The sequence below is a fragment of the Tateyamaria sp. GN1-10 genome, from assembly GCF_055693845.1.
Genome location: NZ_JBVFUR010000004.1, coordinates 46,624 through 69,231, shown reverse-complemented (window position 1 = coordinate 69,231; position 22,608 = coordinate 46,624). Strand labels below are relative to the sequence as shown.

The 22,608-nt window shown below is 57.9% G+C and carries 23 protein-coding genes and 2 pseudogenes; 11 read left to right on the top strand and 14 right to left on the bottom strand.

The window, feature by feature from the left end:
- Window positions 1-11: 11 nt before the first annotated feature.
- Together ACZ1HN_RS02265 and ACZ1HN_RS02260 are read right to left on the bottom strand one after the other, a co-directional pair.
- Window positions 12-713: a response regulator transcription factor gene (locus tag ACZ1HN_RS02265; protein ID WP_472726325.1), complete on the bottom strand. Its 702-nt coding sequence runs from the start codon at window positions 711-713 to the stop codon at window positions 12-14.
- Window positions 710-2,602, bottom strand: a complete 1,893-nt coding sequence (locus ACZ1HN_RS02260; protein WP_472726324.1) for a PAS-domain containing protein — start codon at window positions 2,600-2,602, stop codon at window positions 710-712. Before ACZ1HN_RS02260 ends, ACZ1HN_RS02265 begins: the two co-directional genes overlap by 4 nt.
- A 193-nt stretch (window positions 2,603-2,795) precedes the next feature.
- Between ACZ1HN_RS02260 and ACZ1HN_RS02255 the strand changes: the two genes are divergently transcribed.
- From ACZ1HN_RS02255 to ACZ1HN_RS02230, 6 genes are all read left to right on the top strand, one after another.
- Window positions 2,796-4,766 (top strand): AMP-binding protein, encoded by a 1,971-nt coding sequence (locus ACZ1HN_RS02255; RefSeq protein ID WP_472726323.1) that lies wholly within the window; start codon window positions 2,796-2,798, stop codon window positions 4,764-4,766.
- Between the two features lie 434 nt (window positions 4,767-5,200).
- Window positions 5,201-6,019 carry an ABC transporter ATP-binding protein gene (locus ACZ1HN_RS02250; RefSeq protein WP_472726322.1) on the top strand — a complete coding sequence of 273 codons (819 nt, stop codon included), beginning with the start codon at window positions 5,201-5,203 and terminating at the stop codon, window positions 6,017-6,019.
- The gene (locus ACZ1HN_RS02245) at window positions 6,012-6,506 is read left to right on the top strand and encodes a hypothetical protein (protein ID WP_472726321.1); all 495 of its coding nucleotides are present in this window, start codon (window positions 6,012-6,014) and stop codon (window positions 6,504-6,506) included. Before ACZ1HN_RS02250 ends, ACZ1HN_RS02245 begins: the two co-directional genes overlap by 8 nt.
- 10 nt (window positions 6,507-6,516) lie before the next feature.
- On the top strand, window positions 6,517-7,083 hold the full coding sequence (locus tag ACZ1HN_RS02240; protein WP_472726320.1) for a hypothetical protein: 567 nt from the start codon (window positions 6,517-6,519) through the stop codon (window positions 7,081-7,083).
- On the top strand, window positions 7,080-7,646 hold the full coding sequence (locus ACZ1HN_RS02235) for a hypothetical protein (protein ID WP_472726319.1): 567 nt from the start codon (window positions 7,080-7,082) through the stop codon (window positions 7,644-7,646). The genes ACZ1HN_RS02240 and ACZ1HN_RS02235 overlap by 4 nt, the downstream gene beginning before the upstream one ends.
- Complete coding sequence (locus ACZ1HN_RS02230) at window positions 7,646-8,677, top strand: branched-chain amino acid ABC transporter permease (protein WP_299203812.1); 1,032 nt, start codon at window positions 7,646-7,648, stop codon at window positions 8,675-8,677. The genes ACZ1HN_RS02235 and ACZ1HN_RS02230 overlap by 1 nt, the downstream gene beginning before the upstream one ends.
- A 12-nt stretch (window positions 8,678-8,689) precedes the next feature.
- Here the strand turns inward: ACZ1HN_RS02230 and ACZ1HN_RS02225 are convergent, their stop codons facing one another.
- Window positions 8,690-9,019 carry an SHOCT domain-containing protein gene (locus ACZ1HN_RS02225; protein WP_299601664.1) on the bottom strand — a complete coding sequence of 110 codons (330 nt, stop codon included), beginning with the start codon at window positions 9,017-9,019 and terminating at the stop codon, window positions 8,690-8,692.
- 126 nt (window positions 9,020-9,145) lie between these two features.
- Between ACZ1HN_RS02225 and ACZ1HN_RS02220 the strand changes: the two genes are divergently transcribed.
- The 4 genes from ACZ1HN_RS02220 (at window position 9,146) to ACZ1HN_RS02205 (ending at window position 13,052) form a co-directional block, all read left to right on the top strand.
- Window positions 9,146-10,222, top strand: a complete 1,077-nt coding sequence (locus tag ACZ1HN_RS02220; RefSeq protein ID WP_299203803.1) for a branched-chain amino acid ABC transporter permease — start codon at window positions 9,146-9,148, stop codon at window positions 10,220-10,222.
- A gap of 90 nt (window positions 10,223-10,312) precedes the next feature.
- The gene (locus ACZ1HN_RS02215; RefSeq protein WP_472726318.1) at window positions 10,313-11,587 is read left to right on the top strand and encodes an ABC transporter substrate-binding protein; all 1,275 of its coding nucleotides are present in this window, start codon (window positions 10,313-10,315) and stop codon (window positions 11,585-11,587) included.
- A gap of 68 nt (window positions 11,588-11,655) precedes the next feature.
- The gene (locus tag ACZ1HN_RS02210; protein ID WP_299203797.1) at window positions 11,656-12,480 is read left to right on the top strand and encodes an ABC transporter ATP-binding protein; all 825 of its coding nucleotides are present in this window, start codon (window positions 11,656-11,658) and stop codon (window positions 12,478-12,480) included.
- On the top strand, window positions 12,468-13,052 hold the full coding sequence (locus ACZ1HN_RS02205) for a hypothetical protein (RefSeq protein WP_472726317.1): 585 nt from the start codon (window positions 12,468-12,470) through the stop codon (window positions 13,050-13,052). Before ACZ1HN_RS02210 ends, ACZ1HN_RS02205 begins: the two co-directional genes overlap by 13 nt.
- A gap of 73 nt (window positions 13,053-13,125) precedes the next feature.
- Here the strand turns inward: ACZ1HN_RS02205 and ACZ1HN_RS02200 are convergent, their stop codons facing one another.
- From ACZ1HN_RS02200 to ACZ1HN_RS02165, 8 genes and pseudogenes are all read right to left on the bottom strand, one after another.
- A complete protein-coding gene (locus ACZ1HN_RS02200; RefSeq protein WP_472726316.1) occupies window positions 13,126-14,343 on the bottom strand; it encodes a DUF4123 domain-containing protein in 1,218 nt (405 codons plus the stop codon).
- 407 nt (window positions 14,344-14,750) lie between these two features.
- The gene (locus tag ACZ1HN_RS02195) at window positions 14,751-15,290 is read right to left on the bottom strand and encodes a GNAT family N-acetyltransferase (protein ID WP_472726315.1); all 540 of its coding nucleotides are present in this window, start codon (window positions 15,288-15,290) and stop codon (window positions 14,751-14,753) included.
- The gene (locus ACZ1HN_RS02190; RefSeq protein ID WP_472726314.1) at window positions 15,280-15,588 is read right to left on the bottom strand and encodes a type II toxin -antitoxin system TacA 1-like antitoxin; all 309 of its coding nucleotides are present in this window, start codon (window positions 15,586-15,588) and stop codon (window positions 15,280-15,282) included. Before ACZ1HN_RS02190 ends, ACZ1HN_RS02195 begins: the two co-directional genes overlap by 11 nt.
- A gap of 56 nt (window positions 15,589-15,644) precedes the next feature.
- Entirely contained in the window at window positions 15,645-15,830 is a 186-nt protein-coding gene (locus ACZ1HN_RS02185; protein ID WP_472729261.1) for a PAAR domain-containing protein, read from the bottom strand.
- A gap of 12 nt (window positions 15,831-15,842) precedes the next feature.
- Window positions 15,843-15,899 (bottom strand): annotated as a pseudogene (locus ACZ1HN_RS02180) (hypothetical protein); the annotation flags it as partial.
- A gap of 10 nt (window positions 15,900-15,909) precedes the next feature.
- A complete protein-coding gene (locus ACZ1HN_RS02175; RefSeq protein WP_472729260.1) occupies window positions 15,910-17,115 on the bottom strand; it encodes a type VI secretion system Vgr family protein in 1,206 nt (401 codons plus the stop codon).
- Window positions 17,108-17,782 carry a type VI secretion system Vgr family protein gene (locus ACZ1HN_RS02170; protein WP_472726313.1) on the bottom strand — a complete coding sequence of 225 codons (675 nt, stop codon included), beginning with the start codon at window positions 17,780-17,782 and terminating at the stop codon, window positions 17,108-17,110. The genes ACZ1HN_RS02175 and ACZ1HN_RS02170 overlap by 8 nt, the downstream gene beginning before the upstream one ends.
- A 77-nt stretch (window positions 17,783-17,859) precedes the next feature.
- Window positions 17,860-18,054, bottom strand: a complete 195-nt coding sequence (locus ACZ1HN_RS02165) for a hypothetical protein (protein WP_472726312.1) — start codon at window positions 18,052-18,054, stop codon at window positions 17,860-17,862.
- Window positions 18,055-18,249: 195 nt separating this feature from the next.
- Here ACZ1HN_RS02165 and ACZ1HN_RS02160 point away from each other — a divergent pair, with 195 nt between their 5' ends.
- Window positions 18,250-18,837, top strand: coding sequence for an invasion associated locus B family protein (locus ACZ1HN_RS02160; protein WP_472726311.1), 588 nt, complete (start codon window positions 18,250-18,252; stop codon window positions 18,835-18,837).
- A 22-nt stretch (window positions 18,838-18,859) separates the two neighbouring features.
- On the opposite strand, the gene repC is transcribed toward ACZ1HN_RS02160, so the two are convergent.
- The 3 genes and pseudogenes from repC to repA all read right to left on the bottom strand — a co-directional run bounded on the left by repC (window position 18,860) and on the right by repA (window position 22,393).
- Entirely contained in the window at window positions 18,860-20,026 is a 1,167-nt protein-coding gene (gene repC, locus ACZ1HN_RS02155; RefSeq protein ID WP_472726310.1) for a plasmid replication protein RepC, read from the bottom strand.
- Window positions 20,027-20,210: 184 nt separating this feature from the next.
- Window positions 20,211-21,203, bottom strand: coding sequence for a plasmid partitioning protein RepB (gene repB, locus ACZ1HN_RS02150; protein ID WP_472726309.1), 993 nt, complete (start codon window positions 21,201-21,203; stop codon window positions 20,211-20,213).
- A pseudogene (gene repA, locus ACZ1HN_RS02145) lies at window positions 21,193-22,393 on the bottom strand (plasmid partitioning protein RepA). The gene repB and the pseudogene repA overlap by 11 nt, the downstream one beginning before the upstream one ends.
- Window positions 22,394-22,608: the final 215 nt, after the last annotated feature.

The window sequence follows — 22,608 nt, the reverse complement described above, 5'->3', positions numbered from 1 at the left end:
GGGTTGAATCGTCATGTCCACTGCACATCGCCCAAAAAGATGTAACCGGCGCCATAGATCGTTTTGATCAAGCGTGGGTTTTTGGGATCTTCGCGCAGTTTTGTGCGCAAACGGCTGATGCGTACATCCATCGCGCGATCAAAGCTGTCACCGGCACCACCGCCCAGGCTTTCCTGCATTTGCGCCCGGCTGATCAAGCGTTTTGGCGCATCCAGAAACAGGCGTAACACTTCGCCTTCGGCATGAGAGAACGGCGTTTCCTGACCTGCTTCATCGGTCAATGTATAGCTGTCGAAAGAGGCCTCCCACCCATTGAAATGGGCGATCTGTCCTGTTTGTGTTGCTGCCTTTGGCGTGCGCAGCCGCACCCGGATGCGGGCGACAACCTCGGCTGGATCGAAGGGTTTGATGATGTAGTCATCAGCGCCCAATTCCAGCCCGGTTACCCGGTCCTGCACCTGCGCACGGCCCGAGATGATGATGACCGCAGCCCCTTGTTCGAGGGCGAGTTTGTGGACGAGGGTCAACCCATCGGTGTCCGGCAGACCCAGATCGACAAGGCAGACATCGGGTTTGTGAGTCTTGAGCGCGGCTTCGAACGCCGCGGCGCGGGAAAAGGACAAGGTGCGAAACCCTGCTTCTTCCAGAGCGTCGGCAAGGATCGTGCGGATCGCCGGTTCATCGTCAAGGATGGTGACAAGTGGCTTGGTCATGCCGCATCCGCCTGCAAAAGGGCAGCAAGGTCGGATGCCTCAAACGGCTTGCGCAGAACCGGGGCAGCAAGCGCTGCAGTTTGATACATTGTGTCACCGGGCAGAAGGGAGGTCATCAGGATCACAGGCAGACTGCCGTGCAACTGGTTTGCAAGGTCAATGCCCGTGCGGCTGCCGGAACCAAGGTTGATGTCGGACAGCACAAGGCCAATGTCGGGCAGGTCTGCCGTCAGGGCGATGGCTTCGTCGACGCCCGCAGCTTCGATCACGGCGTGACCCATGTTCATCAACAGATCGCGGTAGTGCTGACGCAAGTCCGCGTCATCCTCGACCAACAGGACAAGCGCACCGGCCAGTCGTGGGGCGGGGCGGAGGGGTAGGCGCAGACGCACTTGTGCGCCAATCTCTCCGTTGCCCAGTTTCAGATCACCGCCCGCACGCTTGGTCATGTCGTAAACCATAGGCAAACCCATACCCGATCCCTCGGAGCCTTTCGTGGTAAAGAACGGGTCGAAGCCGTGTTCCAACGCGTCATTGGAAAAGCCGGGGCCGGTGTCGGTGACAATGAATTCCAGCCATGTGTCGTGGACTGGGCGCGCCGTCAGGGTGATGTCTCCCTTGGTGCCGCAAGCGTCGCGGGCGTTCAGGATGAGGTTCAACAGGCTGTCTTTGACCAGACCTGGATCCAGCATATGGGGACCCGTGACCCTGGTGAAGGTGCTGAGTGTGAGACCCGGCGGCAGGGTCGATTGCGCCATGGTTGTCACATCGCCCAGCAGCGTTTCGATATCAGTCGCGGCGGGGCGCATGGCACGGCCCGCCGTCATGTCGGCGATTGAGTTGAGCAGTTCGCCGCCGCGGCGGGTGGCGGAGAGGGTGCCGTCGATCAGGTCCTGTGCGCCTGCTGGCAAGCTGTCCATACGGGAAAGTTTGGATTGCAGGCCGAGGATGATGGTAAGCAGGTTGGAGAAGTCATGTGCCATCCCGGAAGTCATCTGTGCAGCGAGTGTGCGGCGGCGGTTCTGCTGCAGAGCGACGCGGGCTTGTGTTTCTTCGGTAATGTCCATCGACAGGATATTGACGCCACCGGAGGCCTCCGGTGTGAACGCCACACGGATGCGTCTGGCGCTTGCCTCATCCGTGAATTCAAACACGGATGCCTCGCCCTTGTAGGCGCGGGCCAGGTTCGATGCGATGCGCCCGTAGGCAAAGGCACCAAGTGCATCCGAGATGTGTTGACCGACAATGTCAGATGGGCGGCTGGGAATGACCGTACTAAGCCGTCTGTTGGAGTAGGTATAGTGACCGCTGGCATCCACAAGCGCGATGTGGGCTGGCATCATCTCGGTAGTCAGGCGGGTGCGGGCCTCGGTTTCGGTCAGCTGACGTTTGGCTTCTTCAAGCGCGGAAACGGTCGCGGCCAATTGGCGGTTCGTGGCACTCAACGCTTCGGTGTGTTGCAGAACCTGATCGGACAGTTCCGTCGCGCGGGCGCGTAGCAGGCCCTCTTGCGCCTTGATATGCGAAATGTCGGTGTAAACGGTGACCCACCCGCCCTGTGGCAGGGGGGACCCTTCGACGCTGATCGTGCGGCCATTGGCGCGGGTGCGCTCCATGTAGTGCGGCTCAAATGCAAGCGCCTGATCCACACGTTCCTGCACAAAGCTGTCCAGATCGTCGATCGGGCCGTATTCTCCGCGCTTGGCCAGATGCGTGATCGTTTCGCGAAAGGTTGAGCCGGGGGTGACGAGTGCGTCGGGCAAATCAAACATCTGCTGGAACGGTGCATTGCAGACCGCAAGCCGCAAATCCTGATCATAGATCGTCAGCGCCTGCGCGATCAGGTTCAGGCCCGAGGCCGTCAGCGATGCCGTATGATCTTGTGCCATGCCACATGGCTAGCACTGGTTTCCGGGCCCGCACAACGGGGCGCGGTCCGCTTGTTACAATTCGTAAGGTTTGGGAAAACATCAGGAAAAAGTTGACGCGCAGTGTGTGGGCGACATCCTTAGACGTAGAAAGAATCGTCTGAGCGATCATGCGTGCCTCTCGGGAGAAGAGGTGCGCTGGGGAGGAACATACGTGGTCAAGTCGTCTGAGGGCGCGAGCGGGCTGAAATCCGTACCTGCGCTGCTACACCGGAACGCCAAGGAATTTGGATCGGCTCCCGCCTATCGCGAAAAAGAATTCGGGATATGGCAAAGCTGGACGTGGGGCCAGACGCTCGAAGAGGTCGAAGCTCTGGCACTTGGGTTGATCGACCTAGGCGTGCAGCCCGGTGATCATATCGCCGTCATCGGCCGCAATCGTCCCTACCTCTACTGGTCCATGATGTCGGCGCAGATGGCGGGCGCAATCCCAGTGCCGCTGTACCAAGACGCTGCGGCCGAAGAGATGGCCTATACCCTCGACCACTCCGGCGCACGTTTTGTCATCGCAGGCGATCAGGAGCAGGTCGACAAGGTGATCGAGGTACAGGGCCAACTGCCGGAATTTGAGCAGATGGTTTACCTCGATCCGCGAGGTTTGCGGAAATACGATCATTCTAAGCTGCATCAGTATAGCCATGTGCAGGACGCAGGCCGGGCCAAGAGGGATGAACTGGCGCCGGAGATGGCCAAGCGCATTGCCGCGCTGGATTACGATAGCACCTGCGTGATGCTGTATACGTCGGGCACGACGGGCAAGCCGAAAGGCGTTGTCCTGTCGAACCGAAATGTCATTGAGACATCGAAATCATCATCTGAGTTTGACGGGTTGCGCAAGTCGGACGATATTCTGGCCTATCTACCGATGGCATGGGTCGGGGACTTCATCTTTTCCGTGGGGCAGGCGCTGTGGTCGGGGTTCTGCACGAATTGCCCTGAGAGTGCTGACACGATGCATGTGGACCTGCGCGAAATCGGGCCGACCTACTATTTCGCCCCGCCGCGTGTGTTCGAGACGCAACTGACCAACGTGATGATCCGAATGGAGGATGCGGGCAGCTTCAAGCAGAAGATGTTCCACTACTTCATGGCGCATGCGCGCAAGGTTGGGCCCGCCATTCTGGACGGTAAGTCCGTCGGGTTCATGGACCGCCTGAAATACAGTCTGGGCGAGCTGATGGTGTATGGGCCGCTCAAGAACACGCTTGGCTTCAGCCGTGTGCGGGTTGGTTATACAGCGGGTGAGGCCATTGGCCCGGAAATCTTTGATTTCTATCGCTCTTTGGGCATTAACCTAAAGCAGCTCTATGGCCAGACCGAAGCGACAGTGTTCATCACTGCGCAGCCCGATGGCGAGGTGCGCAGCGATACGGTGGGTGTGAAGTGTCCCGGGGTCGAGTTGAAGATCGAGCCCAATGGCGAAGTGTTCTATCGCTCGCCAGGCGTGTTCGTGGAGTATTACAAAAACGCCGAAAGCACGGCGGACACCAAGGATTCCGAGGGTTGGGTGGCCACTGGCGATGCTGGGTTCATCGAGGAAGACACCGGCCATCTGCGCATCATCGATCGGGCCAAGGATGTGGGGCAGATGGCGTCAGGTGCGCTATTCGCGCCCAAATATGTTGAGAACAAGCTGAAGTTCTTCCCGAACATTCTTGAGGCCGTCGTGTTTGGGAACGGGCGCAATGAATGCACGGCTTTCATCAACATCGACCTGACCGCGGTGGGCAACTGGGCGGAGCGTAACAACATTGCCTATGCGTCTTATCAGGAACTTGCGGGGCATCCGCAGGTTCTGGCCGCGATCACCGAACACGTCGAAGACGTGAACCAGTCCGTGGCTGAGGACGAGATGCTGTCAGGCTGCCAGGTGCATCGTTTTGTCGTCCTGCACAAAGAGCTGGACGCCGATGACGGTGAGTTGACCCGCACGCGCAAGGTGCGCCGACGGATCATCGAGGAGAAGTACGAGGACATCATCGCGGCGCTCTATGATGGCTCGTCCGAGGTGTCGACGGTGACGGAGGTGACCTATGAGGACGGGCGCAAGGGGTCGATTTCGGCAACGCTTGAGGTGCGCGCGGCGGTGACGTCTGCGGTTGCGCAAAAGATGGCGGCGGAGTGAAGATGCTGGTTCGACGCTCGGCTGCGCCATCGCCCCGCCCACCATCCCGTTTGGCGCATCATGTCATGCTGTGGGCTTGTGAGGCAGACCGGCCCTCCGGGGGGATTTTTTTGAAACAGGGAATGAGCATCCCGTTGCAAACGCCTTAGGGCGGTGTTTGAGACCTGAGTGGGCGGAACCCTTGAGCTTAGTCTTTAAACACGTGCCGGACTGCGCAGGAAAGTCGGTTGTCGCCAGTGAAATGTCCGATGTTGCATCGCATGACTTTTCGCGTTTCCGCAGCACTCAGACCCTTTCGGCGGCAATCGAATGCGAGTTTCAGCAGGTAGCGGCGTTCAAGTGCGTCAAACATTGGGAACCCTCCGAAATGTGTCCCGAGCTTGCGCATAGATTGGTTAACATGCCCCCAATACGGCGGGCGATGGAGGTGATGCATGCTTGATCAGACCGAAGGCTACACCACCGCAGATGGCCGCAAGATCGGTGCCGTGGTCATGGAGATGAAGAACATCACCCTGCGTTTTGGCGGGGTTGAGGCGATCAAGGACATCTCTTTTGACATTCGCGAGGGTGAGATCCGGGCCATCATCGGGCCCAATGGCGCGGGCAAGTCGTCGATGCTGAATGTCATCTCTGGCTTTTACATCCCGCAACAGGGGCAGGTGTTCTACAAGGGTGCGCCGCGGCCCCAGATGAAACCTTTTGAAGTGGCGCGTCAGGGGATTGCGCGCACATTCCAGAACATCGCGCTGTTCGAGGGGATGACCGTTCTGGATAACGTCATGACCGGGCGGTTGACCCATATGAAAACGGGTCTTTGGGGGCAGGCGATCTGGAAGGGCAAGGCCGAAGCCGAAGAGACAGCCAACCGCGAAGTGGCTGAAAAGATTATCGATTTTCTTGAGATCCAAGCCATCCGCAAGACGCCAGTGGCACGCCTGCCCTATGGCCTCAAGAAGCGCGTCGAACTGGCGCGAGCGCTGGCTGCTGAGCCGTCACTTTTGCTGCTGGATGAGCCCATGGCGGGCATGAACGTCGAAGAGAAAGAGGACATGAGCCGCTTCATCCTCGACGTGAATGACGAGTTTGGGACCACCATCGCGCTGATCGAACACGACATGGGTGTTGTCATGGACCTGTCCGACCGGGTGGTCGTGATGGATTATGGCAAAAAGATCGGCGACGGCACGCCAGACGATGTGCGCAACAACCAGGATGTGATCGACGCCTATCTTGGGGTGTCACATGACTGAATGGACCCCCGGCAACAGGGTGTCACTCCCCGTACACCCCTCGTACACCCCCTGTGCACCCCCAACGCGCTGTGTTCTGGCGCTTTGCGCAACGCTTTTGCCGGGTGTGGCGCTGGCCGGGCCGGGATGGGATGCGTTTGTCGCGCGATGTCTTGATCCGTTTGAGCATCAGACATTGCCCATCGTAGACGATTTGGCCGAGCAGCCCGCGGACCAGATGCATGATGCGATCCGGGTCTATGCTGCGGATGCGTTCACTTTGTTGCTGGATGCGGCACCTGCAATGGGTGATCGGGCTTGCGCCGTCGAGGTGCCGGAGGCTGCCGTGGATCCCATGGCGGAGGATTGGGTGTCCGTGCAAGTTGCTTCGGGTCGATATGTGCGTGAAGCAGATTGGTTGGTGAGCAACGAATGGATCGAACCACGGGTCATGGTCCGCATCGACGATGGTGCGTTCCGCGTAGTGGAGACTGATCTTGAGAGCTAAGTGGCTTATCATGAGTGCGGCCCTGTGGGCCGGTCCTGTGCTGGCGGCTGAGCCTGCGATTTGTGATCCGTCTCAGCCGGACATGGCGGACCTCTGCGATGTGATCGCAACACGCTGCCTGCCGTATCTCGAAGATCCGGCAAGCCTGTCGCCACGTGACATCATGCCGATCCCGCGGACCTTCCGCCGGTATTTCGAAAGCGCACTCAACTCGTATGCGCTGGGCTATCAGGAAACCGATCTGGACAACACGCTGGTGGTCTTCATGTACGATGAACCGGCCTGTGAGATCATCAGCCATGGGTTCAGCTATTCCGAGTTGCTGCTGGCATTCAATGAATGGCGGGGCGGGGCCGGTGCGCGGTTTGTGTCAACAACCGCCTTTGAACCCGTTAGCCGAGTGACCATGGACCGCGCCTTTGCCGCGGCATTCCTTGCGGCCCCGCGCCGCGACGGTCGGGTGACCGAGATCACGCTGAACTGGAACCTGACATTCGAAGGGTTGACCCGTCTGAGGGTGAGCTACCAGCCGCTTCGGGATCACACGGCAGACCTGATGGGGGTGGCACTGAAATGACCGGGCTTCCCTTCATCTTGATTGTTTTTGTAGCATTCGCGGTTTCGCAACGTCCTGCCCATGCAGGATTGCTGGTAGAATTGCAAAGCAGGTGCCTCACAGTTCTGGTGCCTGACGGTGAGATTGATGCCGCGGGGCTCCGCCCTGTGGATACAGTTGATGCGCTTTCGGCGGTCGTAGCATTGCCCGCTACGCCGCCATCTTGGTCCGGGTGGGTGAATGAAACAGGTAAGTTTTCCCTTTCTCCACTCGTAACTGATTCCGGTTTTGGCTGCGAAATCATGTCGTCGGACGTGCAGCCCGATGAGCTGATCCACGATTGGCTAACAAACGTGACTGAAGACAGTGACTGGCGAAACGACGTCGCACCCTTTGCCCGCTCAATTGGGGACGGTGCAATCACCACGTTCAATGGGCTTGCTTCGAAGCCGTTGAACGGAGGCTTCGCCGTCATCAGCATGACAGGGCTGACCTCAAGGGAAATGAGTTTTTTCGTTCTTTCAATGACTTATGCGCCTAAGCAGGGCGCATTTTGCGGAACCTGGCCGGAGGAGTGCCGTTGATGTCTGACCAACTGATCTATGCCAGCGAGGTGTTCCTCAACGGGCTGATGGCTGGGGTGCTCTATGCCCTTGTGGCGCTGGGCTTCGTTCTGATCTTCAAGGCGTCTGGTATCTTCAACTTCGCCCAAGGGGTCATGGCGCTGTTTGCCGCGATGACCTTGGTGGGTATCCAGAACGGGCAGGTGCCATTCGCGCACCTGATCAACGCGATCTTCGGGACCAAGATTCACCATTTCGGATGGCATGTGCATTCGGTTGTCGCCATTCTGCTGACGGTTGTGGTGATGATCTTGCTGGCGTGGATGGTGCAGCGCTTCATCTTCAAGCATTTGGTGGGGCAGGAACCGATCATCCTGTTCATGGCGACCATCGGTCTTGCCTATCTGCTTGAAGGCGTCGCGGACCTCATGTGGGGATCCGAGATAAAGAAGCTGGATGTATGTCTGGCTGAAGGCACGTGCCTGCCGCAAGGCATCAACCTTGCCATTGATGAGGCGACGTTCAACCTGTTCGGCTACGGGTTCTTTATCGACAATCTGGACATCACCGCGACGATCATCGCGATCCTGCTTGTGACGGCGTTGGTGATCTTTTCACAATACACCAAACAGGGGCGCGCGATGCGGGCCGTGGCCGATGACCACCAGGCGGCTTTGTCCGTAGGTGTTTCGCTCAACTACATCTGGATTCTCGTGTGGTCCGTCGCGGGTTTTGTCGCGCTGGTTGCGGGCATCATGTGGGGTGCGAAGTCGGGCGTGCAGTTTTCACTGTCGCTGATCGCATTGAAGGCCCTGCCGGTGTTGATGCTGGGCGGGTTCACATCCATCCCCGGCGCCATCGTGGGCGGTCTGATCATCGGCGTGGGCGAGAAGCTGTTCGAGTTCTTCATGTCCTCGGGCGATCTGGCGGGCGCACTGTTTGGCTTCACCATGAACGCAACCGAGAACTGGTTTGCTTACGTGCTTGCCCTGATCTTCCTCGTGTTCCGCCCACAGGGCTTGTTTGGGGAGAAGATCATTGAGCGTGTGTGAAGCAACCCGCGGCTACCCATCCAACTGCCGGAACAATGTCACTGTCACCGCGGCCAGCACCGTGATGGACAATGTCATCGCCAGCATGAGGTCGCCGGTCAGCAGCAATGTAGACCCTGCACATAATGTCAGCACCAAGATGCAAAGCAGCAGCGTTGGTCCAAGTCGTGCCACAGGCGGCCGGCGTCGTGCGGCACCTGCGCTTGTATGGACAGCAACCTCATCCGCGTCCGGTACGGACTCGAACAGTTTTGCCTTTTCCGCCGCCAGATCGACGGCATTAATTTCACCCCGCGCATGCGCGGCATCCAGACGACGGATGTCGTCAAGTATCGCGGTCATAGATCCCACTCCATTTTCCCACGCTCAGAATGCCATGGGACCGGGGGCGAAATGTGGCAAAACACAGAAACCCAACAGGGTGGTTAAAGCCGCATTCACCATGCGCGCAATGGGAGGACGCATCTGATGTTCTATCGTGAGGCGGGCGATTTTTCGACGACATATCCGCAGGATAGCCAGACCTTCCCGATCAAATTCGACCGCTATCGGTACTACTTTGTGCTGGCCGTCGCCGTGCTGGTCATGCCCTTTGTGATGACGGATTATCTGGTCAATTCGATCTTTCTGCCCTTTTTGATTTACGCGATCGCGGCCATCGGGCTGAACATTCTGACGGGATATTGCGGGCAGGTGTCGCTTGGCACAGGGGGGTTCATGGCTGTGGGGGCGTATGCCTGCTACAAGCTGATGACCGCGTTCCCGGATGTGAACATTTTCTTCCACGTGATCCTCGCGGGGGGCATTACGGCCCTTGTCGGGACGGCCTTTGGCTTGCCAAGTTTGCGGATCAAGGGGTTCTATCTGGCTGTGGCGACATTGGCGGCGCAGTTCTTCCTTGTCTGGCTCTTCAACAAGGTGTCGTGGTTCTACAACTACTCGGCCTCGGGGCAGATCAACGCGCCCGAGCGTACCGTGTTCGGCATCGAAGTCACCGGCCCCAATACCGAAGCATGGGCGACCTACCTGTTCTGCCTTGTCTTCACCGTGGGCGCCGCGATCCTGGCGCGTAACCTGACGCGCGGATCGATCGGGCGCGAATGGATGGCGATCCGGGATATGGACATCGCAGCCGAGATCATTGGGGTAAACCCGCTACGGGCAAAGCTGACCGCGTTTGCCGTGTCGTCCTTTTTCGTCGGTGTGTCGGGCGCGTTGTTCTTCGCGGTCTACCTTGGCGCGGTCGAGGTAGGCGAAGTGTTCGGCATTACCAAGTCTTTCCTCGTGCTGTTCATGATCATCATCGGTGGCCTTGGGTCGATCTTTGGCTCTTTTGCCGGGGCCGCATTCCTTGTCGTGCTGCCTGTCGTGCTTAAGATTGTGGGCGTGGACCTGATGGGCTGGCCCACGGACATCGTGGCCCACTTCCAGCTTGTTATCGTGGGCGGTCTGATCATCATGTTCCTGATCCTTGAACCGCACGGGCTGGCGCAATTGTGGCGTGTTGCCAAGGAGAAATTGAGATTGTGGCCGTTCCCGCACTGACGGGACGCCACCAAGAATGGCGGGGTGAACCCCGCCCTACGGATGGGCCTCAGGGCTCGCATCGGACAACCAATTAGGGAGGAATTACCGATGAAATACAAACTAGGCACCTACGCCGTCGCAGCCATGATGGCGGCAAGCCCGGTGATGGCGGACCTCGTGTTCCCGTCGCTCAGCTACCGGACAGGCCCATATGCGGCGGGGGGCATCCCCTTTGCCGATGGCTACGCCGACTACTTTACACTGCTGAACGAGCGTGATGGCGGCATCGGTGGCGTGGCAGCGCGCGTGCTGGAATGTGAGACGGGCTATAACACCGAAAAGGGTGTGGAATGCTACGAGTCGACCAAGGGCGAAGGCAGCCTTGTCTATCAACCGCTGTCGACCGGCATCACCTATCAGCTGATCCCCAAGACCACGGCTGATGGCATCCCCATGCACACCATGGGTTATGGCCGGACCTCGGCGGCGAATGGTGAGGTTTTCAGCCACACCTTCAACTACCCCGCCAACTACTGGAACGGGGCGTCGGGTGCGATCAACTACCTGATGAGCCAGGGTGACATAGCGGGCAAGAAAATCGCGCTGGTCTACCACAACTCCGCCTATGGCAAAGAGCCGATCCGCACGCTCGAAGAGCTGTCGGAAAAGCACGGCTTTGAGCTGATGCTGGTGGCTGTCGATCACCCTGGTCAGGAGCAAAAGTCGCAATGGCTGCAAATCCGTCGTGAGCGTCCCGACAATGTCATCATGTATGGCTGGGGCGTGATGAACCAAGTGGCGATCCAGGAAGCGGCCAACATCCGGTATCCGATGGAAAACTTCATTGGCATCTGGTGGTCCGGGTCTGAAAACGACGTGCTGCCTGCGGGCGACGCGGCCAACGGCTACAAGGCGCTGACGTTCCACGGTGTAGGCAGCGACTTCCCCGTCTTTGACGACATCCAGAAGTATGTTGTGGATGCGGGTAAGGCGGCTGGTGCAGGCGATCAGATCGGTACAGTGCTCTACAACCGTGGCCTCTATGCCGCGATGCTGGCGGCTGAGGCTGCCAAAACCGCGCAGGAAATCCATGGTGAGGCCGAGATCACGCCTGCGATGATGCGTGACGGCATGGAAGCGCTGGAAATCACCGAGACCAAGATGACCGAATTGGGTCTACCGGGCTTTGGTCCGTCCTTTGACGTGTCTTGCGCAAACCACGGTGGTCCCGGCCTGATCGGCATGACCCAGTGGGATGCATCGGCGGGCACATGGTCGCTGATCTCCGAGTTTTCGGCCACGGACATGGATGTGATCCAGCCGCTGATCGACGAGGACAGCGCATCCTATGCCAGCGAGAACAACATCGAAGCGGGCTGCTAAGCCTGTGACCCAGCGGCGGCATCTGTTGCCGCTGGGACCCATGAGTATTTTGACAGGACAGGTGGCCCATGCTGGATGCCCAGGCACAGACCGAGACCGTTCTAGAGGTTAACAATATCGAGGTGATCTACAACCACGTGATCCTCGTGTTGAAAGGCGTCAGCCTCAAGGTGCCCAAGGGCGGCATCACCGCTTTGCTGGGCGGCAATGGCGCAGGCAAGACCACCACTTTGAAAGCCATTTCGGGCCTGCTGGCGTCCGAACGCGGTGAAGTGACCAAGGGGTCGATTCACTATCACGGCGAAAACACGGCCGAGAAAGACCCCGCCGATCTGGTCAAGCGCGGTGTCGTACAGGTGATGGAGGGCCGCCACTGTTTTGAGCACCTCACCGTTGAGGAAAACCTGCTGACCGGTGCCTATACCCGGACCGACGGCAAGGGCGCCGTCGCTGCTGATCTTGAGATGGTTTACAATTACTTCCCGCGGCTGCGTGAGCGCCGAAAAAGCCAGGCGGGCTACACCTCTGGTGGTGAGCAGCAGATGACCGCGATTGGTCGGGCACTGATGTCCAAGCCCGAGACGATCCTGCTGGACGAGCCGTCGATGGGGCTGGCGCCGCAGTTGGTCGAACAGATTTTCGGTATTGTGAAGTCTGTGAACGAGAATGAAGGCGTGACCTTCCTTCTGGCCGAGCAGAACACAAACGTGGCCCTGCGTTTTGCGCATTATGGCTACATCCTCGAATCCGGTCGTGTCGTGATGGACGGCCCTGCCGCCGAACTGCGCGAAAACCCGGACGTCAAAGAATTCTATCTCGGCATGTCGGATGAAGGGCGCAAATCCTTCCGCGACGTGCGGTCGTATCGCCGCCGCAAGCGGTGGCTGAGCTAAGGGAGAGTTGCGATGAAACACGTCATTCTGTCTGCAGTGGCGCTGCTGATGGCCTCATCACCTATTCAAATCGCGTCTCGGAAGACACCGCGAGGCGCATCACCATCACCTTCACACTCGACGACACGACCTTGGGAGAAGTGCCATGGGCAAGGGCGGCGGTCCTGGAGGATACGGCTGCAACCCGGGCCGCCTTGCACGAAGCCGCCCGTAAATTGCACCGCGCGTATCAGACAGAGGATGCCCAACTCTGGCAGAGCATGATGGCACCGCATCTCGAACGTATCAGACGGTCACGCGGCTACGAAAGCACGGACAAACTGGCTGCAGCCCTCATCAAGCAGGCCCCCCTCGCACCTTCCGACGGCAGCACTCTGATCCCGCTTCTGTCAGCGTCAGAGGCTGCAACTGCTCCATTGAGGACAGGATCAAGCAATCAATTGATCACATTCCGTGATGGGCCCGTCCGATTTCAAACTCCGGGCGAGGAGTTTCAGAAGACTGTTATCGTATTCTTCTGCGCCCTCCCGGAAGGCATCTTCGTTTGCCATAGGCAACCGCCCTCGTTCTGATTGCTCGCCAAACTCTGTGGCATGCAATTGATGAATTGGCGTCTGTCTGGGCAATCGGTCGTCGCTCTCGAGGTCACTGCGGCCCAGTGCCCTGATGGACCATCCATTTCACCAAGGCGTCTTTCTTTTGCCACGGCAATTGGGTGTCGTTTTTCAGGATTGTCGAAGCTTCGGGATACGTTTCCCAGAAATCCCGACCAAACAGCATCATCGCCCGCGCCAGAACCATGACTTGCTTGACCGATGACATGTTGAACAGCCGCGCCGCAGCGGGGGCAGCTTTGCCAATCTGGCGATACTCGGACCAGGGCCGCCCGACAAACTCATGGCTCATCTTGCGCGCCAACGCATGTTCCGCCTTCTTGCGCTGCAACCTTTCGAACCTCGAAAACTCCACTGGCGTGATGTAAAACGCACCCCTGCGTTCATCAGGGGTTGGATTTTCCAAGGTTATCTTTGCAAGCCGTCCGGCGGTGCCCTCCTCTGTGTCAAAGGGGGTGGTCAGGCGCGCAATATGGGCGTGGTCCGGCAAAATCGCCTTGGCGCTGATCATCGCATAGAGACTGCTGATCGGCGCCATGAACCGCGACAGGTTCTCTCGTGACATCGCTGTCGACATTTCAAGCAGCACCCGCGGGTCATAGAACCGGAAATACACCGGGGCGGTCGTATCCGTCGGAATGTGCGCCATCGTGAACCGCCGCAAATGCTGCCGCAGCTCTGCCATCCGCAGATCACTTGTCAGCAGAATGCCCACGTGGCTGTCATGCGGTTGACCGAGTATCTTGGCCAGCATCGTACATCCCTCTCGAAGATGCACCAGCCATGGCCCCGACGCGAGAGTGCCTTCGTCGGTCGATGTATAAAGGCTGACATGATCATCACCAGACGCTGCCAGTTCTGCGGGCAATCCGGGCCACGCCACGCCATCCAGAACGGCCCACAATGACCCGGAGGGCAACACTGCTTCGGCAGGTGTTTCCACAATCGCGCACGCATGGGATTTGGCGGCATCGCACATCCGCCCGAACAAGTGTGGGTCTGCGGCATCGATTGACTGTGCGACCTCTTGCAACTCGGGGCTGTCTTTTTCCGTGACCGCAGCCACGTCACTGACCGCATTCAGGATCAGCCCTCGCGGCGCCAACGCTGCCGCCAGATCATCGGCGAAACTGTTCGGGCTCGCCGTCCGCAGCAGAAGTCGCGCCAGCACCTGATCGCTGTCATGGGCCCAGAACCGGGACTCCGCTTGTGCCGCAGACAGATCTACGCAGCCTATGCAAACGGTCATAAATCGCTACATCCCAATGGGACCCGGTGCCGGGCATCTCGTGATACAGACTTGCCCGCTTCCGCTGCACAGTCCAGACAGAGAACCACCAGTTCAAGACGCCAAAGCGTGTTTGAAAAGGGTCTAACCATTCGCCTATCCAACTTCGAGTCAGTCCTCTTCGCCACCCGTGGCAGACTAAACGGTTCATTAATGCGCGCGTCAATCCGGTATGTTTCGGCTGTGGCTTCCGCGCGATGGTTGGCCGTTCTTTCGCCGACCACACGGTCCTGACCCGGCATTTGCAATGCACTTACGGGTTTACAGACAATCGCAACCTTACCCCTTTGCAAATGAATGCAACCGTTCAGCCATGACAGTGGCAATCGAATGCCACTCCGGGCGCAACTGTCAAAGCACCAACCTGTTCATTTCAGACTGGCTCGGATGTCGGCCATTGGCATAAAGACCCGGGCCGGATTGTCAGGATCTTTCAATGACCGAAACCCAAGGTTTCGGTAGAACGCCCAACGACGCTCGGTCTCGGCATCCTGCAAGACATCCAGAACAACCGCCGCTGCACCCATCTGCTCTGAAACCGCCAGACACCGACGCAGCGCATCCACCAATAGCGCACGGCCAAGCCCCCTGCCCTGCTGATCCAATCGCACCGCAACAGCCCGCAGATAGATCGCCGGAACATCCGGCACACGCGCCCGTTGCCAGCTCTTGGGACCCAGATCAGCCCGGACAGCCATCGCCCCCAGCGTGTAGAACCCCAAAACATGCGCGTCGTCCTGCCTGGTCGCCATATATGCGATCACTAGACCCGTCTTGGTATGGTCGCTGAGCGCAAACTTCAGGAAATGGTCAATCGGGGAAAAACCACATTGGAACTGGCTTCGATCATGCCGCGTCTTGTCGAAACGGCTGATATCCAGAACTGACCCCGCGTCGTCAGTCGTCATCCCTCAGGCGCCCTGCACTTGCCTTGGCCGCCTGTGCCAGACCCGGCTGCACCTGACCGGGAGCGTCGACCGCGTCCCGAAAAGCGGCAAAGGCGTCCTCAGGCAACACCGACAGGCTCAACTGACGCTCTATCTCCTGCACCCGCAACAAGGCCGCCTGGCGAATGAAATCCGCCTCCTGCAAGCCTGTCGCAGCGGCTGCTGCACGAATCCGTGCCTCATCGCGGCGATGCATCCGCAGTTCCTTGCGAGCCTCCATCTTGCCCGGAGTTGTCTCAGGTGTATCAGTGCCAAACATCGTGAATCTCCTTGCTCTCTATGTACGGCATTACGCCGTACAATACAAGAGAGCGATCAAACCAAAGCGTTCGATGAACCCGTGGTGATCACGCCACCATGATCGGTCTTCGACCCAATATGTGCAGCAGGCTTACCGTCAATGATGGTGTTGGCACTGCCTGTGACAATGGTCGCGCCACAGGCCGTCTTGTCACCAATCCGCGCAATCGGGCGCTGATCCGCAGTGGACTTGGTAGACACCGACACAATCACAGTGGGTCCGCATCTCAGGCAGTCATGCTTATCGCCAATTCGGGCGGCAGGTAACATCGCGTTTCCCCTAGCCGTCCGCAAATGGGCAGTGCGACACAAAGGGCATCCCCTCGCCCGCTGCCGCCTGCAACACGGCCGGAACCGCCGGAACCGCCGCGGCAGAAGGTGACGCAGACCCGACATGGATCGAGGGCGAGGCATTCACCACACCCTGCAACGTGATCGCGGCCCCGCTGCCCACAAGCGTGATTTTGCTGGCGTCCAACACGATCTCGCCTCCGGCCTTGATTGTAAAATCACCACCCGTGCTGATCGCAAAGTCCCCGTCGACATCCACGCCTCGATCCGCGTTGACCTTCTCGGCAAGGCTGCCCGTCACCTTGACGCCCATGTCGCCTTCGATTGTCTCAGTCCTGTTGGCCGCGACATCCAGGTTGGAATCATTGCCGACCGACACGTTGTCGTCAAAATCAACCCGGCGCTTTGCACTATTCTTGACGTGAATATCCAGGTTCTTCTGGGCGTGCATATAGATGAATTCTTCTCCACCCTCATCTTCGAATGTCAGTTCGTTGAAGCCTTCGGCCTGATGCGACGACGTCTTGAACACTGACCGCGTTTTGTTCGCGGGCAACTCGGACGGAGGCACATTGATCCCGTTATAGACACACCCCGTCACAATCGGCTTGTCGGGATCGCCCTGCAGGTGTTCCACGATCACTTCCATACCGATGCGGGGAATGACCATTCCGCCATATCCTCGATGCGCCCAGTTCTGGCTGACACGGCATCGCATGGAATACTCCCGATCCAGATCCCAAGGGAATTGGACAAGGATGCGGCCATACTTGTCACAGTCGATCTCGCCATTGCCCACCACAGTGGCGGTTTCCGGGCCCTCCACAATCGGGCGGGGGATCTTGCGCTCTGGCCGCAACGGGTTGCTGTCAGGCATCAGAGTGTATCGGCCCTCAAACGCCCTGTCGTCATCCTGCGACTCGCCGGACCCATAAGCCTGAGAACGATAGATATGGGCGGTGCGCAGACAGACAAAACGGTTCCCCGTCACATCGCGTATCTCATCGCCGGAGACGCTGACACAGACGCCCGCGCCAAGGGCGGGAATGTCGCCCACCGCATGGTGACGCGCGCCCTGCCCCCGCTCTGCCTCGGTTCGCTTGCGGACCACGTCACTCCCCTGCCCCGGTTCCAGATAGTCACCGGGCCAGTCAAAGCTTTCGACGTCTCCTCGTTCGTGTGCGGCATCACCCAGATGATCGACCTGCTGGGCCGTGCGCGGGATCTTTGAAATTGTATTCGGTCAGCTTGACCGCGCCTGTTGTGATGCGCGTGCCGCCTTTCCACAGGTTGAAGTGCTCTTCATCGGAGAAATGATGACCCTCGACACCGCGATACGGCCGGCTGCCACCATCAATTTCAGGCAGCGACGTTGTGTTGTCCACCAGGACCAGCGTGTGATTGCCTGCGCTATGTTCGTACATCCAGGTGATGCCGAACCGTTCCATCTGGCGGGATACGAAATCGGCATCGCTCTCGCCATACTGCACGGTGTATTCGAGTTCTGGATAGTCGTCGCTGGTCTGCACCTTGAGGTGCGGATTGCCCAAATCGCCGTAGTCGCCCAGCACCTCTTCGATAATTTCGATAACGTTCTTATTATGGAAAATCCGGTGATTGCGCCGCAGCGATGCAAGATGCAGCCACGGCCGCAGCACCAGGTCGTAACGCACGCCGTTTTCGACCATGCCTGCGAGCGACGCCTCGCAAACGATACCGTCATAAAACCGGCTGCCCTGCATCATCTGTACTTCGACCGTAGCATGTGTCCCAAGCAACTGATCCAGGTCTATGCCGTCATCGGTTGCAAGAGCCTCGACGCGCCATTCGAATACTCCGGCGAGTTCTTCCTCACCGTCCATTCTGACCAGCACCAAACGGTCTTTGCCAAGTTCTGAGGCCAATCGACCGCGGCGTGCTTTCTGGGAAAAATTGACGTTCAAAACATGTCTCCGATCACCGTCAACTGCATCGACATACAACTTACTTCCGGGTCAAAGCCCGGCAACATGGCGACACTGACACAAAAGAAACCACCTGTCGATTCCAAGGCATCCCAACCCCGCCCGGCCTGGCCATCGCAAATGCCACGTTTGGTTTTGGCATTGAGGTACTGAAAGGAGGATTGGTTCATTTATGCACCTCCGGTGCGGTGTAATGGGCTTCAATAAGGGCCATTTCCTTTATTAATGTTACTTATCAATTACTTATGATTATTTTTCCTAATGAGCGTTGCCGGTTCTACATATCCGCAGGCCTATCGGCTTGACACTCTGATGCGATCACAGTCCCTTACCTTGAACTGTTGCATTCATAAGAGAGTTTCATAGTGTTCCCGATCCTTCGCATCTGTGCCTTGGCTATCCTTCTGCCCTTCTCCCCTGCCCTCGCCCAAACCGGTGAAGATGCGAGTGCGCAGTCCAAGGTGGTTTTGAATGGTCAACAGTTCGGTGCCTGGACGGTGAATTGCGTGGCAGTGGCAGTTGGAAAAACAAACTGTCTACTAACCCAACGTATCCTGCGATCCTCCGACGGTGCATTCATCGCAGATGTGATCGCGACTGAAAACCCAGATGGCGGCACCTTTCTGATTGCCCGCGTTCCGCTTGGCGTGTTTCTGCCTGGTGGGTTCGCTATGCGGGAGGCAGAGAATGAAGACAGAAATGACCTGCTTGAGTTCGACTGGCAGCTCTGCAACACCGAGGTTTGCGAAGCCTTGTTGGCTGTGGAAGATGAAACCGTTGAAACACTTTCTGCGGAAGACAATAGCATGATCGCAGCATTTCGACCGAACGCACAGTCTGAGTCCCTTCCTGTTCCAGTTGTCGCTGAACGGTATGACAGAAGGTCTCAACGCCCTCCGTTCCGAGTAGTCAGTGCGGTTGTTGACAGCTGTCAACTGTACACTTCCTTCTGAAGATATGTCCGCCACTGTCATGTCAGGCTGCCATAGAGTTGGCTCGGTTCAGTAGTGACATGACCAATGGGCCTGTCGAAAACCGTCCATATTTGGATTTTTGGGTAAGCGCTCTCAGATACGCGGCGGGCGATTGAATCTCATCCGCTTTCTCTAAGATAAATCCAACTGTAATAGCGGCATCAGTCGGGCCCATCTGGGCGCAGGCATAGCCCCAGATGTCGCTTCTGATCCCCAGCATTCCCACAACTCTTTCAGCGTTGCGGATGATATCTGGATAGGTTCGAATTTCACTGCCACCGAACACTGTCAGATCCCCACAGGCTTTTCGAATGAGCGAGAGAGGCATAGTTGTGTGGCATTGCTGATCCACAGGTTTGGCTGATTCCTGTTCATATTTAATTGCTTCTGTTTTTGAATTATGATGGTGCCGCTCATTTTCAGCGTCTTTGCCGCTCATTTTTTCGGTTTCTGCGGTATCAAAAACCGCTCTGACCGTGTCCAAAATGCCGGCCAACTTATCCTTGATCTCTGCCAGGTCCGCGTTTTCCAATTTGCGGCGAAGGCGTCTTTGGAGCAGGCGCAAAACGTCGTCCAAGTGATCCCAATTGGCTGCGTGAGGTTGCACGTCGCTCCCATATTCACGCAGCTTCGTCGCATCACGAAGACGCAGCGTGCATGCTTCTTTCAGCACCCGACGCTCTGTTTCCGCCTGTCTTGTCGCATCTGCCGCGTCGTTGATGCTCTGGGCTGCGACCAACAGGGGCCGGAGGTCAAACCCAAAAGCCTGTCGCAATGTGCCGGAAGCGTCACGTCTTGCGTAGCGTTTCCCGTTGGGGCTGTCCTGTCGCAGCACCAGACCGGCGCGGACCAGGGCTGCGAGATGGCGGCGCAAGGTGCTTTCGGCCATGCCGTGGGCCCGTTGCGACAAGGATTTGTTAGACGGGAAAACGATGAGAGGTCTGCCGTCTTCCAGATCATCATCGGGCAAAAAGCTGAGAAGGGCGGCCAGTACTGTCAGATCGCGGTCCGACACACTAAAAGTCGCCCGAGCGGTGCATAGGTCTCGAAACAGCGTCCATTTTTCGACGCTTGTCACATTCGATTTCGCGTCGGCCAGTGCCTGTGTTGCGAGAAGACCAGCCGATACCGGCTGACTGCCGAAAGGCGTCAGGGAAAGTCGTTCCATAGATTGTCACGAGACAAAGAAATACTGCTCTGCCGAATCAGCAGTTGTTGACTTCCGTCAACGCCGGGGACTATCCTGAGAGTGCTAGATCTTAGGGGAGCCTTCCGGAACAACTGTTCTGGGGGGCTTTTCTTTTAGTTCTTTGCCTGTTCGTGCCTCCTGTTCGTTTGGGTTACTGCTCGGTTTATTCGTCGGACTGTCTGTTCAGCCAATCGCGATGAATCTCGTGAATGTGGTCCGCCAACCAAAGATCGAAGCCAGCCGCGCGCTTGCTGTCGAATTCCAGAACTGTGGCATTGGGCCGCCGCTTTATCCGTCCAAGTGACATATCATTGTCACCGATAAGCGGGGCAGGGCGGGCCTTGGGTTTGGGGGCTGTTGCGGTGTTCTGGGTATCGCCAGAACGTGACTCGAGCGCTGCAAGCAGTGCCGCAAATCGTTCGTCCGATGTCTCACCCTTGGGAGCCACGGCAATGGCAGCGCTTGCGTCTTCAATCGAATAGTCCGACCGATCCCACAATCGCGCGAGGGTCAGCCACCTGTCGCGCCCTGTTGAAGGTGCTGCACCGATCATTTCGATGACCTCTATCGGCACTGTCTCGGCAACTGACACCATGCGCGAGATCAGCGTCTTGTCGGTCGACAACGCGTCGGCGATGATCTTGCGTTCATAGCCCGCGTCCAACATCTGACGGGCAAAATTTACCCGTTCGATAAAGCTCAACTCGCGCCGTGCCGAATTTTCCTGGCCTTGCGCCATGATCAACGCGTCGTCGTCCAGATCGCGGATCATGGCCTTGATTGGTAATCCAAGGTCCCGCATTGCCAGTACGCGGCGGCGGCCATAGACGATCTGATACTTGTCCGGCTCTTCTGGGTCGGGTCGGACCAGGATAGGCACCTGCTGGCCATAAGTGCTGAGGCTGTGCATCAGCTTTTGATGATCGTCCTCATCGTGTTCAAGCCGGTCGTTGACGCCACCCGCCTTGATGTCGCTTGGGTCAAGATCCACCACGGATCGGCTTTTGAGCGCCTCAATGGATCGTGACACTGCACCGATGGCCCCGGTCGAGGCGCGGCGCAGTTGTTTCGTTTCCGTTTTGGGGGACTCAGACGATACGGCGCCGTCTGCTGGGGTGCCGTCCATGAGTCCCTTCAGCAGGTTCTTACGTGCCATTTCGGCGCCCCCATGCAGTCTGAATCAGATCGGCGATTTCGCCATTCACCGCATTCAGGCTTTCCATTGCGCGATCGTAGGTTGCGCGGGTGAATTGATTGCGTTCGACCTCGTACAGTGTCTGTTTGGTGATCCCGGCATCCGAGATTGCCGTTGATTTGAGGACCGGATGATTAAGCACGTGGTCCTCGAACATCGACCGCATAAAGCTGACCATCTGGTTCTGGGGGCCGTCACCGGGTTCGTAGCGCGTCACCACGTAGCGTAACCAGTCGTAGGTCATGTCTCCGCCGGCATCGGCCACGACTTCGAGCAGGTTGGAGGTCATCAACAGAAACTGGCACATGGACATGACATCGAGCATCTGCGGATGGACCGTGACCAGAACAGCTGTAGCTGCTGACAGCGCCGACATCGTCAAAAAACCAAGCTGAGGCGGGCAGTCGACGACAACCACGTCATAATCAGACTCTACTTGGGCCAAAGCCGTATCAATCCGCGTGAAAAACAACGCATCGCCCTTGCGCACGAGGGCGCCAGGCGTGTCATGCTCGAACTCCATCAAGTCGAGATTGCCCGGAACGATATCAAGGTTCGGGAAATAGGTGTTCTGGATCACCGAGCGCAGCGGTACCGGATCGTCATAGCGGATCGCATCATAGAGCGTGCCGCCATCCAACAGATCAAATTCCGGCTGAAATCCATGCAACGCTGACAGCGATGCTTGCGGGTCGAGGTCGATCGCCAGGACCTTGTATCCGTCCAGGGCCAGTTTCTGCGCCAGATGTGCAGAGGTGGTTGTTTTGCCAGAACCGCCTTTGAAATTGATCACGGTCAGAACCTGCAGGTGATCTCCGGGCCGGCGGCCCGGCATGTAGGTGCCGGCAGATTTCGCCCCTTTTTCAAGGTATTGGCGGAGCTCCAGAATATCGTGTGGAGAATAGGAGACGGCGTCCGCCCGGCCCGGTTTCGGGCTGCGGCCCTTTGCCGTCCAGCGACAGTTTGCGCAGATAAGCATCCTTTACGCCCAAAAGACTTGCGACCTCACCCGAGGTGAAGCGGCGCAGTTCCTTGTGCGCGTTGGGTGGAAAGATCTGTGCACGGTGCGCCTGAAGCCGCTCCGACAACCGGCGGGCATGGTCCCCCACCAGAGTGTCAATTCGGGTGCCCTTTAGCACTTTGCCGTCCATCAATCACTGTCTCCTGCCACACGGCCCGGTTTTTTTGGGCCTTATCGTTAGGTATAAGCGGGTTTCGTCCCGAATTATGATGCGCCTTTCGTCTGCTTAGATCCGCAATCTTGGAATGAGTTACGGTGCAAGGCGTATTTTTCGCTGTATAGCGTAAGTTAATGCACGGCTCTTAAGATTCGGGCAAGACAAAAGTGACTGCATCTTGTGGTGCA